This is a genomic window from Brucella sp. (assembly GCF_032066345.1).
GTDB lineage: Bacteria > Pseudomonadota > Alphaproteobacteria > Rhizobiales > Rhizobiaceae > Brucella > Brucella pseudogrignonensis.
The window spans coordinates 42758-59356 of record NZ_DAMBKZ010000008.1 but is presented as its reverse complement, the minus strand read 5'-3'; the positions used below and the strand labels follow the sequence as shown (position 1 = coordinate 59356).

Genomic DNA, 16599 nt, shown 5'->3' with positions numbered 1-16599 from the left:
GCGTCAAGCCACCTTTAATTCTCCGATTGGCAGACCGGTGTCGGTCATTTTGTTATCGACACCATTTTCATCGAGAAACTGCTTCATTTCGGCGTAGGTCTCAAACCAGGCGCGGTTGTATTTGTCGAATAATGACTGGTCCCAGTAATCTTCCAAACGGAATTGCTTGTCACTGAAAACATCATAGCTTGGGATTTTATAGGTTTCGGCAAATTCCGCTGTTCGGCTGTCATAAGTGAAATAGATCGATGGAATGCCGTTAGCGAGCGCCATCAGATTTCCGTGCAGGCGATAGCCCAGAACCAATTGCTGCTTGCGCACCAATTCCTCGTAGTCGGCAACAACATCCGAATAGAACATGCGATGCCGATAAAGATTTTCGATTGTGTCATCGAAATACCAGTCAGCGGTCCAGCGATGCGCCTTGAGGGCGGCGATAGCCTCTTCTTTTTGTTCAGCCGTGCCGAACACCATCTTTTTTTCTTCAATCTCGCCCTGTGCCATGAGCGTTATGTCAAAGCGTGCGGCCATTGTGCGGATCAGATCGCGATGCCGGGTCAGATATTGCTCAATATCCTGCGCGTAAGCCGGTGAAACCTCGCGCCGCACGGTAACACCAACCTGGCTCACTTCCTCAAGCGGCGGCAGTTTGATGCGCAGATGCTGATTGTTACGGCGAAACGCCGTCGGGCAACCGATGATACGGACATTCTGAATTCCGATATCGTTGAGAACCTGAGCCGTATAAGCCCCACGCACGCCAACAGAGACGGTTGAATCGGCGATCATGCGCAGCACCGCCTTTGTTTCCTCTGACAGCTGAATTTCACCGCGCACCGGTGCTTGTGCGCCAACACCAAAAGCGATGACGGGCAGCTTTAGTCGCTGCAAAACAGGGATCGTATCGCGCCAGTTCATATCCTTGTTTATGTAGTTCGAGCCACGCAGGATCACATAATCATATTCTTCCCGCAGCTGATCGATTTTCTCCGGTGAGAAATTGGTGATCGGCAGCTCGGAAGCTTTCTCGTAATTCATCAGCTTCAGCGAAGATTCAAAAACAAAGGCGTCGCCGATATTGTGATAGTGATTGATGCTGCCCTGCACGTCGGTATGACGATACCAGCGGACATTGTCGTGATCGTACACTTCTCCTGCGGGGATCATGACGAGGGCGCGTGCCATAGGCTATTCCTTCTTTTGTAACAGATACAGGCGAGCCAGGCTCAGCTGGCCTGTGAAAGTACGGTTGTATCCACGGTAGGCTTTAGCCTGCGCGGATGGGCTTCCCGCAACTGGTGATAAAGATCGAGGTGCTCTCTTGCACAATCGACATAATGAACAGGCTTGCGAATGGATTGATGAAGACGGTTCCAGATATTCGGATCGCTCAGCACTTCAGTAAAACGATCAGCCAGATCTTCGGCGCTTCGCACGCGAAAATGCAGGCCGTCCTCGCCATCACGAATTTTTTCGGCCATGCCGCCAATGTTCGAGCAAATGACAGGGCGGCGATGATGCAATGCTTCCTGAATGACGATCGGTGAATTTTCCCACCAGATCGAAGGCATCACAACCCAGTCCACCGACTGCATAAGCCGCGGCATTTCAGCATTCTGATAGGCGCCGTAAAAGCGGACACGCGGTCCTGCTTCTTCAATGAGCTTCTGCATTCGTGCCTGAAATGCCGGCGGTTGCTTTTCGAGATTACCGCCAAAGATCATCAGGCGGGAATCCTCGCCCCATACCTGTTCGGGAACGCGTGACACCGCATCGACAAGCACGTCAATGCCTTTGAATGGATTAATCTGCCCGAAAAAGGCAAAGCGACTGCGCCGTGGGTCCGGTCCGGTAAGCTCGCGCGGCGGCGTTGTCTGTGTGATCGCGATCCCATTTTCGATCACTGCCATTTTCGCAGCATTTATACCCCATTCGCGATAGCGGTTTGCCAGAAACTCGCTGGGCGACACGAAAGCGTCTGCCAGTTCCAGCATCCCGCGCACGAACCGTTCGCGCTTTAAAAAGCGGGCAGGCGGTATCTGCGGGAAGCAGGCGTGACAATCAATTGGCGAGGCTTCATTGCAGAGCTTCGAGGTGCCAGCTTTTACCATCTGCCCGTCATTGTTGCAGATCGATAGGAACTCGTGAAACGTCACCAGAATGATGCGATCCGGTAATGTCTCGCGAATGGCATAAAGCGTTTCGAGGCCGAGGCCGAGTACGTGGTGAAAGTGAATGATATCCGGGTCGAAATCGCGCACAAACCGCAGCAGATCGCGGCGGATTTCGTCGGTGTTTTTGTTTGAAAGATAGAAGTGATCATACTCGTCAGCATGAAAGAGAATTTCATCGCTTGCGCGACGCATACTCATCAGCGCAGTCGTCCCATGCCGCGGGATGGGGTGTGCCGCGCGTGCCAGATAGACTGACTGCACGCCGGGAATGGAGTTTAATCCCTTGTGCAGATTATAGGATGCAATTTCACCGCCGCCGAGTGAGATCGACGGATGGGCGTGGGAAATGACCAGAACGCGGAGCTTCTCGCTCATACGGGTTCCTCCATTTGTACTTTGCGCTTGCCAGCGAGAATGGCCGACCACCGGGCGTCGAAAACCTGGCGGTCGATCCGTTCAATTAAAGCAATCGTTGAAGCCTTGTCGGTGACAGAAGTATCATCCGCACCAAGCATCTGTGCTGATGGCAGCCAATAGGAACGCAGGCCCGATTGTTTGAGCTTCAGTCCAAGGTCCAGGCCCTTTTCATGGGTGCCGAGATAGCCTCGTGTGAAGCCACCGGCAGAAAACAATGCTTCGCGCGGCATGATGCAGCATTCAAAGGTTGCCGTTGCCACTTCGGTCAGCGACATGCCGGATATGGCGTCGATCGGATAGCCCGCATAACGACTGATGAGGGCGCGATCCGATTGTGGTCCTGCAACCCACGTCCCTGCCCAGCGGATTGAATCATCTTCATAGGCAAGGGTTGGAGAGAGCACACAGTCTTTATGGGTTTCATATGCACTGACCAGCTTGTTGAGCCAGCCAGCCTTTCGCGGCAGCAGGGAGCCTGCCAGAAATACAACCTGATCGGTGGTGACGGTGCGTGCGCCGACTTCCAGCGCGTCATAAAGATCTTCCGAGCCATTGGCCGAAACAAGTCGAATGCGCAGACGATAGAAATCAGCCAGCCGTCTGATCTGAACACCGACGCGGTCTATGATTTCAGTTGCTGCTGCGATCACAATCGGTGCTATTCGCGTTTCAGGATCAAGGGCAAGCAGCGCGAGCAATGGCTCGATCTCTTCGACGCGCTCGTCAATCCCGATGATGATTGCTGGCCCCATTGCATCTTCAAATGGTCCCAGATCAACCACACCAAATACTTCAGGTGCCGGGCGGGTAACGCCACGCAGCAGCGGCACCAGCTGCTGATCGACGATGTGGCGCAATGCCCAGGCGTTGGGGTCCGTTGCGCGAAGCTGCCGCACGATTGCATCGCGCGAGGTCACACGCGTAGGCGTCAGCGGAAAGAAGGCTCGCCGCCCGTCGCTGATGGATAATTCTAGGTAGAAGGGTGAGGTACTGTCACCATCAAGTTCCGCAGCAAATGCCACAAAGCCATGAGCATGTCTGCTTGGATCAAGGCCAGCATTGAACGGGGGTTGATTGTCAAATTCACGCGTCACATCCGGGCGATCAATGCGCGTCCATGTTGTGTCGATCTGGATTTCTCCACGATGACGACGCAGTTTTACACCCTCGACGTGGCTGTCGGGATCGAGCAGCCAGCCTGCAACAAGAAGTCCACTGCCTTCAACGCGGAAAACATTGTCGATGCCGATCCGGACCGGAAACGGAAGGGCCGAAACAGTATCGGTGCCGTCAAAGCGATTGGCTGCCGAACGCAGCCTTAACAAAATATCGGTTGAGCTTCTAACGCGCGGCAGGATCGCGCGGATATGGGCCGGCGTCTCGCGGGAGCCAGACAAAAGCCTGCGATCATAGACTTCTGTAAACCGCCAGCCGCGCCTGCCGCGAAACAGAATTCGCTCAATATCATTGGCTTCAACCGGCTCATTGGAAAGCAGCAGCCCGGCAAAACCGGATGCTTGTTCGTTGAGATCAGGGCGGGCGAAAACACTGATCGCACATTCGGCGAGCGACGAATTTTTGCCGCTGATAAGCAGTCGCGTGACACTGGGTGTCAAATCCTGCGCCCAGCCCTGAACGAAAATCTCGCCTTCGTCGCTGGCGCCGATCAATTCGATACAGCCATCCGAACGCGCTCCAGCTTGTAAGAGAACGGTGATCGCTGAAAGCTTCTTCCTGCTGATTGGCCCTGAAATCAGGCCTTCCACGAGCTCGTCAATGACGCCGGGCAGAGTTGAACCCGACAGATCGGCAATCATTGCAACAAAATCCGCAATGGAGGCGGATCGTGAGGCAAAGTTATAGCGCCCCACCTTGGCCCGGTGCTGGAACATGATTGTTTTAAGCACGCCACGACGCAGCACATTGGTCGGAACAATTGCCACAAAACCGTGCGTTCCGGCAGGCGAAGGTTCTTTTAGTGGCCAGGTAATGAGGTTTGTTTTCACACTCATTGCAGGGTCGCCATTCAGAAAGGCCGTAACCTGATCATTGGTCGCACTGCCAATACCCAGCACTAAAACCAGCGTGTCCTCAATCACGCTGCCGACCACCATTTCACCCTCCATCATCATGGGTGGGCGATCAGGTGTTCGGGGCTGTTTTGGAGCCGAATTTGGACGTTCGTCTTGCACCATACGGCTTGTCCTTACGGCATGACTGCAAGCGTCAGAAGCGCGCCTGCGACAAAGCCGGTCAAAACGGCGGCCAGTACGAAAAGTACCTTGATGTCACCGCTGCTTCTCTTGCGCACGTCTTCCATGCGTTGTTCAAGTCCCGCCACCACACCATCCATCCGCATGATATGAACATCAAGTTCGGTCATGCGCTGGTGAAGATCGGTGCGCAGTGCATCAACCGAACCGGCTATATCGAGAAGCTCTGCTGGTGCTGCATTGCCGGAACTGTCGATGGTGGGCGCTGCGCGCTGCAATGAACGCTGGTTGACCTGCAATTGCCGCTGTGCAGCCATCAACATATCGAGTTTATCGAGAATGCGGGTCATCGGTGCTGCGATGAGCGCTTCAGCTGCCTGCTCATCAGGTTTTGGAACGCGCAGCTTTTGCTCATTGCCTGCGGCATTGGCTGCCACGACCACCAGATCGCCAGCGCGGGCTGCAGCAAATTGCGGCAGCATCACTTCGAAAGCGTGCAGCCCATCGCCAATGCCATTGCGCTTGAGGTCTGGTCGCTCTTTGTCGGCAGGTGCTTCGGCAATGGGCTTGTCGTCCAACAGAACGCGAATGATGAGCCGCTCAGTCGGATAGGACGGATCAAATGCCCAGCCGTAAAGGCGTCCTTCTTCAATAGCGTCAACGCGTCCTTTCATGGCTTCAGTCCTTTGAGCTGTCGGCGAAGCGCTCTGTGCTTCAACCGGCTTTTGTGCCCCTTCGGATGGAATTTTGGTCGCGATGTTCATGATCTACCTCTCATGCTGCCTCGACACGGGCCGCGCGCAAGGATCCAATCAGATCGAGATAGCGTGCTGCGGTGGTGTCGATGGTGTCCGGGTGCCGCGCGTTTTCACTAAGCGACTGGCGCAGGTCCGGGTTTTCCGCCATGCGTCGCATTGCTTGGGCGAGCGCCAGCGGATCATTGGGCGGAACGGTGAGACCATTGATGCCATCAGTGATCATCTCGGCCATTCCACCAATATTGCTGCATATGACGGGACGGTTCTGTCCCTGTGCTTCCTGAATGACGAGCGGTGCGTTTTCCCACCAGATCGAAGGCATGATGGCGCAATCCACGGATTGGATGAGTTGCGCGATATCCTCGCGGCGGTAAGCACCACGCCGCTGCACAACAGGAGATGTCTGGGCAAAAAGCTCATCGATTTCGCTGACAAAGCTCTCGCTCTGAAAGGGAGCTGCTCCATGAACACGGAGCTCGAAATCAAATCCCTCGGCAATGAGCAGCTTTGCGGCCTCAAGCAGAACCGTTGCACCCTTCCACGGGTTGAGATTGCCAAAATAGCCAAAGGTCGGCTTGGCCCGCTCATGCGAAACAGCCGTTGATCTTGGACGTTCCGGCTGACCATTGGGGATGACCTGAATGCGATCATCGGCAAGGCCCCATTCTACATAGCGCTGTTTAAGAAACGCACTTGGTGAAACAAAGGCATCGACAGTGCTCAGCAGCGATTTGATGTGCCGCTCACGAAGCACAAATTTATCCAGCGCAATATCTTTGAAGCAGGCGTGGCAGCGATCTGGACTTGCTCCATGACAAAGTTCTTTGCCGGTGGTGCGAACCATCAGCCCGTCATGATGACAGATAGGGTAATAATCGTGCAGCGTCAGGACAATCCGGCAATTAGGCAGTGTGCGGCGCACGATATGGGGGAATTCTGCGCCCAAAAGTAGCAGATGATGCAGGTGCACAATGTCGGGCCTGAAGTCACGCAGCAGTTCAACAATATCCGGCACAATGCCGTATAGGTCGATCTGGCTCATATAGAAGCGATCAAAGTGCCCGGACCACAGCAGAATTTCATCGCCGCCATTGCCGATGCTCTGAAAGCTCGTGCCCGGACGCGCTTCGCGATGCACCTTGTTGGTTGCACCTAGAAACATCGCTTCACATCCTGCCCGCTGATAGGCGCGGAACAGATCATGGGCGAAAATTTCCGTTCCGCCGGGGTGCAGCGAAGGATGATTGTGGGCTGCGATGAGAACGCGCGGGGCCATCAGGCGGCACCTCCGCGCGAGGCAATGAAGATATCCTGATAGTGATCGGCTTCGATGCCGCGCCAATGTCCAAAGGATTTTGTTTGTAGCTCCAGCTTGGCACCTGCAAGCGCACGATCCAGAAAGCCGTTTTCAAAGCCGACCGCCGCAAGGGGCGGAAGTTCCGGCACAAACCAGCAAGGGCCGGTTCCGTGACGCTCAAAGGAGAGGCGCTTGTCGCGCTTGCCGTGCCTGTCGCGAGCGGCAATGTCGTCTACGACAAAGGCAGTCATGAACAGCTTGCCACCAGGCGCTAGGACGCGCGAAATCTGTTCCAGATAGGATTTTACCTCGTCAGGCGGTAAATGCGTGACCACTGAGGTCATGATGACGAAGTCGAAGCTCCTATCCGCAAAAGGCAATGTGAGGGTCAGACCGCTCACGCTTCCTTTTGGATTATAAAGATCATGGGCAATGTCGAGATGACGGAACTCGAAATTGGGATAGCGCGCAGTGATGTTCTGGCGACACCAGTTAACGCCACCGACCACAGGATCAATACCGGCATAGCGTGCCTTCGCCGTGTCGAGATACTGGGTCAGTGGTACGGCCATGCGGCCAATCCCCGAACCGATATCCAACACGCGTGAATCAGGCCTCAGCCCGCCCTTGCGGATGAAATGACCAAGGAACTCGGCACCCACGGCGCGATAATCGCCGTCTCCGACGAACACGCTGTTCGGGTCGGGTGAGGGCAGAAACCGGTTCTTCAAAACAGATTGTATCAGCCAGTCAATCTGTTCTTCGGGTATTGCTGGTTTGGCTTCAGGTTCTGGCTGTTTCAGCATTACCACTTCCGTCAAGCGGCGCTCCTTTCAGATTTGGCCACGATCACATTTGAGGGCATTGAGAGCTGCATCTCGTCGTGTTGCGGGGCCATCAATTCACTGATTTCTTCGTTCCAGCGCTGTGTGTGCAGCCAGGAATTATATTGGCTGGCAAGGCCGCGCATATAATCCGCGCTGCGGCGGATTGAGCGGCGCTCGAAATGGTAGAGGGCAACACTCGGCTCGTAGTAAATCTGGAAACCGAGCTGGCGAATTTTCAGGCACAGGTCGCTGTCTTCGTAATCGCCGATGACGTAATCTTCACTGTAACCGCCTACCAGATCAAAGATGTCCTTGCGGGTAATCAGGCACGCGCCGGTAACGCCCGGAACATCACGCCCACGGCGCGCAGGCGCATAATTGCCGGGCATACCCTTGTGGTAGTGATGATTGAGCCAGATGCCCTGTCGATCGCGGGCGAAATAAAGCCCGGCATGTTGCAGAGAGCCATCTTCAAACAAAAGGCGCGGACCGATTGCACCGAGCTTCGGCTCATCGAATAGCGGCTGGATCAGCTGCTGCAACCAACCATGTTCGGAAGGCACCACATCCGAATTGAGCATAACAATTGTTGTGCCTGTCGCGATGCTTGCGCCCGCATTGCAGGCGCGCGCATAGCCGCCATTGCGGTTCATGATTGCAAGCTTGAACGGCATATCATGAAGGATGTTGAGGCCGCCCAGCATATGCTCCGTGTCATCCTGAATTTCAGGTGAATCGAGCACGAAGATAAATTCAGCATTGGCCATCAGCCAGGGATCAGTTGCCATCGATGAGAACTGAAACCGCAGAAAATCGAGATTGCAGTAAAGCGGGATGACGATCGAGGCCAAAGGAGAAGCAGGCGTCTCACCAAACTCTTTGACTTCCGTGATGCGCACCGTTGCGCCGATCTTCTTTTCAACTTCTGTGAGTGCGGGCGCGAGAATCTGCTCAAAAACATGCGGTCGCGCCTGTTGTGGCGGGACGGAACGCAAGATTCGCATTCGCTGCGCGGATGGTTCAAAAGGTTGTGGCGCAGGCACCAGTGGTGCGGTGCTGCCCGAGGTAAGCCGCATCTGAAAACGCGGCTGCAGCAATGGGCCAAGGTTTTTTGCCGATGGCAACCACGCAACAAAGCCTGTCACGTCCCTTTGTGGAGCATCCTCACGCTTGGCAATTTTGCCTGCAAACTTATGGAAATAAGGCTTGAGCGACTGAGCACTGCCGCCTTCAGGCAAATATTCGATATCGGCTAGCATGGCCGAAGGATCATGCATCCAGCCACCGACGATCAGGCCCCCATCCAATGCCAGCGCCAGATCGATTTCGGCTGCCGGCTGAGAAGCAGATTGTGCAATTTGACGGACAGGCAGCGGCGAGCGCGTCTGTAAATCAATGGCAACGGCGGTCCCTGCCGCATTGATTTTGCCCAGCTGGCGAACCAGAAACTCCCGCAAAGCACCGTTACTCTGCCATTTGCTCCACCATTTGGTGAAGTCGTTCTGTTCTGCCGTTCGGGTTGCCATCTTGCGCACCGCGACACCCTTCTGCCCGCTTAGTACAAGCAGGAGCGATGAAGGCAGATCCTGCGGAGCTTCAACCAGAAGATGGCAGGCCTGCCAGGCATTGCGGCCCTGCTGACCAAGCACAAATCGCGGCGGGATGACCATGACGCTGCCCGGCGTTATGCCGTAAATGGCGGAGATTTCGCCGAGCATCGGATCAACTGCTGTTTCGAGAAGATGATGCCCGGAAACAGGTTCACCACAATGCTGTGCTTCCCGGGGTTCCGGCGTTAACGCGAAAGTCAGCTCGCGCACGAGGGATGCGAATGCCTGATTTCGCGTCAGCCGGAACGTGCTGCGCCAGGTTGTGAGGATATTGGTCAGCAGCTTGATATGGCCGGGCAAAGTGAGATCGCTGACGACATGATTGACGTCGAAAGCTGCAAGCTCATTGGCCGGATAAAGGATTGCTTGTGCTGTAGGTCCCAATGAACCCGCACTTAGCGATAATTCGATTGGTTCGGGTCCGGTCCGCATGGCCCAGAACATGCGCATCCCACCATTTTCCAGTGGAATGCCAACACTGAGCAGCGGGACGGGCTGGACAGGCGTTTCCAGCGTGCATTTGTTTGTGGAGCGAGCCGGGCCGGGAACATCCCAGATGACCACAGCCACGTCGGCGCATAGACGGCAAATGGAGAGGTTCTCGGTTTTGCTTTCAGTGTCCGCCGAATGGTCGAGGTTCAATGTGAGCGCCCTTTCATTCTTGTTGGAAATGCAGGGCCAGAAGCAGCGCTAACGAGGCTGGGTCGGGCCAAAAATCTAGATTGAAAAAAATTAAAGAAGGAACGTGCCCGGCGGGAGGATGCCGGGCACGCACTCAATCGTTTAATCAGTGGACAGTGAAATACTGGTCGGGATGAGCCTGTATATCTTCTGCACTGGTGTTCACGAGGGTAACGGTGTCGCCATTGCCGAGATCGACAACGACATTGCCACCAACCTGTGTGACACGGTCTGCGAGGTCATCCGCCGAATTGACATCAAGGCCATTGATGCCCTGCTGGATCTGAAGGATGTCTTCGCCTGGGTTGAAGTCAAGGATGACGTCGTTTCCGCCGCCGCCATTGAACAAGAAGACGTCGCTACCGGCACCGCCGATAAGGATGTCATCTCCAGCACCGCCATCGAGGATGTCGTTGCCGTCGCCGCCCAAGAGAATGTCATTCCCTTCGCCGCCGAAGAGAAGATCCGAGCCTGCACCGCCCTGAAGAACATCGTCTCCAGCGCCGCCAAACAGCACATCGTTCCCATCGCCGCCGCTTAGGACGTCGTTTCCTGCATCACCGAACAGAATGTCATTTCCGTTTCCGCCGAAAAGGAGGTCATCACCATTTCCGCCGAAGAGGATGTCATTCCCGTCATCGCCGAAGATGGTGTCATTGCCATCACCTCCGAATACGAGATCATCACCGCCATGAGCGCGGATGAAATCGTCAAAGCGGGAACCGAACAACACGTCGTCGTAGGCGCCGCCTTCTAAAGTGGCCATCTGCTTCTCCTTGTGTTCCTGTATGGGTTACAAAAAGGCCGGGAATAAACCGACCATCATGCTTGTAGTAGTTTGCGCCGCATCAATAAGGATTGCAACACTATTAATTGTTGCAATTTTGGCATCCGTAAGTAACAAATTATTACGAATAATTTATATTAAAGTTTTGTAAACACAATTATGATGTATATTTAATATCATTATAATTTCTATTTAGATTATATTTAAATCCAATTTACTTCAAAATTTGAACTGGATCGGTTCGGACAGAAAAATTAATATATTTCAATATGATGACGCCGCGCATGTCGGAACATGTGCGGCGCGGGTATTTTCAGCGTATTCAACCTATGGATGAGTTATATTATAGAATACTCTTTCGTTACGTTTCACGACTATCCGGCTGTTGTTGTGTTAAGCACGCAGCCGGATGCAGTTTAATCTTCGCGGAATGCGCGATTGAGACTGTCGGTAATCGGCGACACGAGATAGTCGATTGCGCGGCGGTCTTTGTGAACGATGATGATTTCTGCAGGCATACCGGGATAAAGTCGTGCAGTTGGATTGGCGACAATCGCCTCAGGCGTAATTTCAGCGCGGGCGACGAAATAAGCCGTATCTGTCTTTTCGTCGAGCGACTGGTCGGCGGCGATATAGGTCAGTCTGCCGTCGAGCGGCGGCATTGAGCGCTGGTTGTAAGCTGTCAGTTTGATCTGTGCGCTTGCCCCCACAGAAATACTATCGATGTCGCGTGGGCTGATCTTCATTTCCACCACCATGGGTTCGTTTTCCGGTACGATATCCATGATCGGTTCACCTGGAGCCACAACGCCGCCAGGCGTCCGCAGCCGGATATTGGCAACAATGCCCTGTTGTGGCGAATTGACCTCGACACGGCGCATGACATCCTTGGCTGCCACGATCCTTTCTTGCACATCGGACAATTCGACCTGACTTGATGTAATCTCGCCGGCGATTTCCGACTGAAGGTCGCTTTCAATCGCGCTCAGTGCAAATTCGGCACCGGCTTTTGCCTGTCCAGCCTTTGCCTTGTCGCCAGCATATTCACCGCGATCACCGGAAAGCTGGCTCAAACGTGTATCGATTTCAGTGAGTTTTGATTTCTGCGCGAAGCCTTTCTCAACAAGACTTGCGATAGCATTGCGCTGTTCAGTAATCAGTTCGATCTGGCGATCAGTCGCGGAAATCTGTGAAGTCGAAGCCTTTTCCTGCTCGGTATATTGCTCAATGGTTTTTTGCTGAATGTCGATTTTGCTCAGCTTCTGGGCGAGGCGCTTCTGAAAGAAGATGTTCTCTGCGCGAACGGCGTTTTCAGCATTCTCGCCACCTTCAGCAAATTTTTCCGGAAAGGTGATTTCCTTTGCACCAGACTGCTCGGCACGCAGGCGCGCAAGTTTTGCAATCAAACCGATGCGACGGCTTTCGAGAGATTGAAGTTCGGATCGCGCCTTTGTTGCATCGAGCCTGACTAACGGCTGACCAACTTTGACGACATCGCCTTCCTGCACCAGTAGCCGATCAAGAATGCCGCCTTCGAGATGGCTGATCGTTTTGCGTTTGGAATCAACAATAACCGTACCCAGTGCCACAGCCGCACTGCCAAGATTGGCGGAATAGGCCCAGGCAAAAAAGCCGCCAAAGGCAACGCCGATTGTTGCAAGCCCTGCGATAATCAGCCCGCGCAGCGGCGATTTCATATCTTCCTGTTCGATATCATGCGCCCATTCCGGCTTAACAGAGCCAAATCGGGTCAACGACTTGTTGTCGGATGATTCTGCACGCGGGGCGAGCAGGCTGGAAACACGACGCGGAATAACGGATTTGCCCATCATGCGCTTGCTGCTCCCATTTTAGGGCCAGTCGTGGCCGGGGTGAGTGTGGAGACCACATCGGTTCGTGGGCCGAATTGCGAAATCCGACCGTTTTCGAGCACCAGCAGCTTGTCTGCGACCTGCATGATAGACGGGCGATGTGCGATCATGATGACAATGGCACCGTCGTCGCGCGCGTGTTCGATGGCCCGCATCAGGGCGCGTTCGCCGACCGCATCAAGGTTCGAGTTCGGCTCGTCCAATACGATGATGCGCGGACGGTTATAGAGGCAGCGTGCCAATCCGATACGCTGGCGCTGACCGCCCGAAAGCGTCAGTCGTCCGTCACCCACAGGTGTATCATAACCAAGTGGCATACGCCCGATCATCTCGTGCACATCAGCAAGGCGTGCGGCTTCCAATACGCGCTGCGGATCACTGTCACCCATGCGGGCGATGTTGTCTTTGATCGTGCCATCGAGCAACGATACCGATTGCGGCAGATAGCCGGCGATTTCGCCAAAAGAGCCGCGTTCCCAGAGATAGACATTGTTGCCATCCAGGAAAACACCGCCGGACGTGGGCTTAACGATACCGATCAGCAAGCGTGCAAGCGTAGACTTGCCTGCAGCCGAAGGACCGACGACGCCAAGCACTTCGCCCGGTGAGATCGAAAACGAAATGCCTTTGATGATTGGCACATCGACGCCGGGTGCCGCGTAGATCAGCTTGTCGACAACCAGATCACCATTGGGTCGGGGGGTTGGCATTGTCTGACGTACAGCAAGGTTTTCGGAAAGCAGGGATTGAACGCGTTTCCAGCTTGCAATTGCGCTGACCCACTGGCGCCAGTTCTCAACAATCCGGTCAAATGGCATCAGCAGGCGACCGATGATGATGCTGGTAGCGATCATTGCGCCTGGCGTGATCTCCTGCTGCATCGCCAGAAGCGTACCGGCGCCAAGTGAGCCGATCTGCACGATGAAGCGTGCCGTTCGCGCAATGGATGACATAGCACGGGCTCGTGTTCCGCCCAGATCAAGCACTTCAAGCGCCTGCATCTGCATGGTGCGCCAGCGGCGCGCCAAAGCGGGCAACATGCCCATGGCTTCAATGGCTTCCGCATGACGCAGGCTGCTGCCGATTTTGGCGACAGCCTCGACATTGGCCTGATTGGCTTCCTGTATGAGATTGCGGGTCAAAAGATCGGTCAGCACGCCACAGGCAACCAGAATGATCACTGCGACCAGACCGATCAGGCCGAGCATTGGATGCAGCATGAACAGCACACCAAGGAAGATCGGCGACCAAGCCGCATCAAGCGGCGCATTGATGGCGGGTGAGGTTAGAAAGCTGCGCAGTTCAGTGAGATCGCGCAGCGTTTGGGTGGCTTTTGGCAGGCCTTGGTTGACCGATGCCTGCACGGCCGCAGTCAGCACTGCCAAGTTTAGCCGGCGAACGAGTGCGCTGCCCATAGCCTGAAACGAAAGTGCCCGAATGTATTCCAGAACACCGAATACGAGCATCGCACCCACGGCCAGAATCGTCAGCATGGTCAGTGTGTCCATGCTTCGGCTGTTCAGCACCCTATCATGAACCTGCAACATATAGAGGGGCACAGTGAGTTGTAGCAAATTGATACAGGCACTCAAAAGCACCGCATAAAGCAGGCCTGACAGGAAAACGCGCCGAGCCTTGAAAATAAGGCTTTTGGACGTAGTTACAGAATCGTCGGGCCTTTTTTTATCCGCTGGGCTCTTGCCAACTGGATTGTTTTCGCGAGTATCATTCATACGCGATCTGCCTTGTAATGGTCACAGGTGGCGGATATCCCTAAAAAGTGTGGTCTAGTTCTCAAGATCAGTAAAGTAATACTGCAGAGAATGTGACAGAAAAAAGTTTTTATGGCGGGGAAATGTGAAAGGAGCCAAATAAATATAACTGCAAATTTCTTCAAAATTTGAAGTAAAATTGAAAAATGGAGAGCTAAAGATGCAAAAACTTCTGCACGAGGGAGTGGAAGTCGAGACATCAGTCGATAGATTTACTTCCGTCGACTTTCCTGAAGTTACCGCCGAAAAACAGGAACGCAGACATCCGGTTCATACAGTTGTAATTACCCATTTCGAGCTGGCCCGGATGATAGAAAGAGTGAATCGTCGCTTTGTAAGCCTTCTGAAAACGGAGCTTACCAAGTTGGGCGTGGAAGACGTTGGCCCAGCACAGACCTTGGTTCTGATGGCTATTGGCGATGTCGAGCTCACTGTGGGTGAACTATTGGATCGCGGGCACTATGTCGGTTCCAACATTTCCTATTATCTTAAACAACTTACAGACGGCGGGTATGTCGATCGCGTTGCCTCTCAGAGGGATAAAAGATCGGCTCGTATTCGTCTGACTGACAAGGGTGAACGGCTGTGTACGAGCTTGCGAAATGCCAGCAGAACCTACAGCCATGTGCTTGCCCGCGACGACGACGATCTTCGAAATCTCGAGATCGCATACCAGACTCTGCACCGGCTTGAGCTCGTGTGGGGCAATGCCGCGCGTTATGGCATTTGATGCTGAATCGCGGTTTTTCGACCGATAACCGGACACTTTTTGTGACATGCGTATAGCTTTTGTGCACAGGCGCGGTTTCGGCCAGTTTGCTGCGTTAGCCGAGAATCTGGCTACCAGTGGACATGATGTCAGCCTGATTTGTGAGACAGTGGACCGTCGCCTCCCAGCGGTCCGCGTCATCCGCCACCGAGTAGAATCTGGTCCTCGCCCAAATGGGGCGATGGCCAGATATCTTGAAATACCCGATCATCATACGAGGATCGGGTATCGGGTGGCTGAAACCCTGGAATCCATGGCACGTCATGGCCAAGCGCCCGACATTGTGATCGGTCACATCGGTTGGGGCAGTATGATGTTCGTGAAAGACGTACTGCCCACCACACCCGCGCTGGGTTACTGCGAATTCTTCTATCGCGCGCATGGCGCGGATGTCGGCTTTGCACCTGATGACACACCGGATATGGAAACGCGAAAGCGGCTGCGCCTGCGAAATATGGCCCAGCTTGTTACGCTCGACGGTATTGATGGCGGTTTCAGCCCCACGCACTGGCAGAAGAGCCTTTACCCCAAATCTGCCCAGAAGCGGATTGCGGTCGTGCATGAGGGCGTGGATACGAAATTGTTTTATCCAGACCGGCACGCCTCAATAGAGCTGCCGGGTGGGCGCGTGCTCAAGGCAGGTGAATCCCGGGTGATTACATTTGTTGCGCGCGATCTCGAGCCCTACCGAGGTTTCCCTCAGGCACTGAAAGCGGCGCAAAAAGTTATCCGGCAAAATAACGACGCGATATTCGTATTTGTTGGTGGAGATGGAGTGAGCTACGGCACGCCGCCGCCGGGTGGTGGTTCGTGGCGCGAATATCTGCTTCGTGAAACCGAGTTGCCACCGGACCGGGTTGTTTTCCCTGGCACCATTTCCCATGCGCAGCTGCGCAAACTCTACCAGATATCCACTGCCCATATCTATCTCACCTATCCGTTTGTGTTGTCCTGGTCCGTCATTGAGGCCATGGCATGTGGTGCGCTCATCATAGGCTCTGATACGCCACCGGTGCGCGAGGTGATCCGGGCAGGGAAAAATGGCCTTCTCGTACCATTTTACGATACCGACATATTGGCGGAAACGATTCTGAACGTGCTTCGAGATCCCGATGCATGCCTGCCGATGCGTGCTGCTGCACGCAGAACAGTGGAAACGCGCTTTCGGTTGTCGGAATGTTTACAACAGCAAAAAACCTTGATCGAAGCAGTATTAGATGGCCGATGAGTGTTATGTGGCAACAATCGGGCATACAAGGCCAAATGATATAATATAAAATCCCGTATTTCTGCGTGTTTAAGCGCTATATTCAATATGTTTTCATATTGTTTCTAATTTTGAATTAAATAGCTTCCAAATATTCGTAATATTATCATATAGTCTTCGCTATATTATTGTTGACAATACATAATCAGTATTTTC

The 16599-nt window shown here is 53.9% G+C and carries 12 protein-coding genes; 2 read left to right on the top strand and 10 right to left on the bottom strand.

Annotated features, from left to right (window positions below):
• Positions 1-3 precede the first annotated feature (3 nt).
• The 10 genes from RT142_RS11990 to RT142_RS11945 all read right to left on the bottom strand — a co-directional run bounded on the left by RT142_RS11990 (position 4) and on the right by RT142_RS11945 (position 14368).
• Positions 4-1185 (bottom strand): polysaccharide pyruvyl transferase family protein, encoded by a 1182-nt coding sequence (locus RT142_RS11990; RefSeq protein WP_313028765.1) that lies wholly within the window; start codon positions 1183-1185, stop codon positions 4-6.
• Between the two features lie 41 nt (positions 1186-1226).
• On the bottom strand, positions 1227-2549 hold the full coding sequence (locus RT142_RS11985) for a glycosyltransferase family 4 protein (protein ID WP_313028763.1): 1323 nt from the start codon (positions 2547-2549) through the stop codon (positions 1227-1229).
• The gene (locus tag RT142_RS11980) at positions 2546-4786 is read right to left on the bottom strand and encodes a hypothetical protein (RefSeq protein ID WP_313028761.1); all 2241 of its coding nucleotides are present in this window, start codon (positions 4784-4786) and stop codon (positions 2546-2548) included. Before RT142_RS11980 ends, RT142_RS11985 begins: the two co-directional genes overlap by 4 nt.
• A gap of 11 nt (positions 4787-4797) precedes the next feature.
• On the bottom strand, positions 4798-5568 hold the full coding sequence (locus RT142_RS11975) for a hypothetical protein (protein WP_079213264.1): 771 nt from the start codon (positions 5566-5568) through the stop codon (positions 4798-4800).
• 10 nt (positions 5569-5578) lie between these two features.
• A complete protein-coding gene (locus tag RT142_RS11970; RefSeq protein WP_313028760.1) occupies positions 5579-6838 on the bottom strand; it encodes a glycosyltransferase family 4 protein in 1260 nt (419 codons plus the stop codon).
• Complete coding sequence (locus tag RT142_RS11965) at positions 6838-7680, bottom strand: class I SAM-dependent methyltransferase (RefSeq protein ID WP_409558580.1); 843 nt, start codon at positions 7678-7680, stop codon at positions 6838-6840. The genes RT142_RS11970 and RT142_RS11965 overlap by 1 nt, the downstream gene beginning before the upstream one ends.
• The gene (locus tag RT142_RS11960) at positions 7677-9938 is read right to left on the bottom strand and encodes a glycosyltransferase family 2 protein (protein WP_313028758.1); all 2262 of its coding nucleotides are present in this window, start codon (positions 9936-9938) and stop codon (positions 7677-7679) included. Before RT142_RS11960 ends, RT142_RS11965 begins: the two co-directional genes overlap by 4 nt.
• Positions 9939-10083: 145 nt before the next feature.
• Positions 10084-10743, bottom strand: a complete 660-nt coding sequence (locus RT142_RS11955; RefSeq protein ID WP_007877305.1) for a calcium-binding protein — start codon at positions 10741-10743, stop codon at positions 10084-10086.
• Between the two features lie 437 nt (positions 10744-11180).
• Positions 11181-12596: an HlyD family type I secretion periplasmic adaptor subunit gene (locus tag RT142_RS11950; protein WP_007877304.1), complete on the bottom strand. Its 1416-nt coding sequence runs from the start codon at positions 12594-12596 to the stop codon at positions 11181-11183.
• Positions 12593-14368, bottom strand: coding sequence for a type I secretion system permease/ATPase (locus RT142_RS11945; RefSeq protein WP_079213259.1), 1776 nt, complete (start codon positions 14366-14368; stop codon positions 12593-12595). The genes RT142_RS11950 and RT142_RS11945 overlap by 4 nt, the downstream gene beginning before the upstream one ends.
• 199 nt (positions 14369-14567) lie before the next feature.
• On the opposite strand from RT142_RS11945, the gene RT142_RS11940 reads away from it, so the two are divergent.
• Positions 14568-15137, top strand: a complete 570-nt coding sequence (locus RT142_RS11940; RefSeq protein WP_007877300.1) for a MarR family transcriptional regulator — start codon at positions 14568-14570, stop codon at positions 15135-15137.
• Positions 15138-15183: 46 nt separating this feature from the next.
• Positions 15184-16404: a glycosyltransferase family 4 protein gene (locus tag RT142_RS11935; protein WP_313028756.1), complete on the top strand. Its 1221-nt coding sequence runs from the start codon at positions 15184-15186 to the stop codon at positions 16402-16404.
• Positions 16405-16599 lie beyond the last annotated feature (195 nt).

Excerpts from the sequence above, each read along its gene's own strand:
- RT142_RS11990 (WP_313028765.1), bottom strand. The coding sequence starts at position 1,185 with ATGGCACGCGCCCTCGTCATGATCCCCGCAGGAGAAGTGTACGATCAC.
- RT142_RS11985 (WP_313028763.1), bottom strand. The coding sequence starts at position 2,549 with ATGAGCGAGAAGCTCCGCGTTCTGGTCATTTCCCACGCCCATCCGTCG.
- RT142_RS11980 (WP_313028761.1), bottom strand. The coding sequence starts at position 4,786 with ATGGTGCAAGACGAACGTCCAAATTCGGCTCCAAAACAGCCCCGAACA.
- RT142_RS11975 (WP_079213264.1), bottom strand. The coding sequence starts at position 5,568 with ATGAACATCGCGACCAAAATTCCATCCGAAGGGGCACAAAAGCCGGTT.
- RT142_RS11970 (WP_313028760.1), bottom strand. The coding sequence starts at position 6,838 with ATGGCCCCGCGCGTTCTCATCGCAGCCCACAATCATCCTTCGCTGCAC.
- RT142_RS11955 (WP_007877305.1), bottom strand. The coding sequence starts at position 10,743 with ATGGCCACTTTAGAAGGCGGCGCCTACGACGACGTGTTGTTCGGTTCC.
- RT142_RS11950 (WP_007877304.1), bottom strand. The coding sequence starts at position 12,596 with ATGATGGGCAAATCCGTTATTCCGCGTCGTGTTTCCAGCCTGCTCGCC.
- RT142_RS11945 (WP_079213259.1), bottom strand. The coding sequence starts at position 14,368 with ATGAATGATACTCGCGAAAACAATCCAGTTGGCAAGAGCCCAGCGGAT.
- RT142_RS11940 (WP_007877300.1), top strand. The coding sequence starts at position 14,568 with ATGCAAAAACTTCTGCACGAGGGAGTGGAAGTCGAGACATCAGTCGAT.
- RT142_RS11935 (WP_313028756.1), top strand. The coding sequence starts at position 15,184 with ATGCGTATAGCTTTTGTGCACAGGCGCGGTTTCGGCCAGTTTGCTGCG.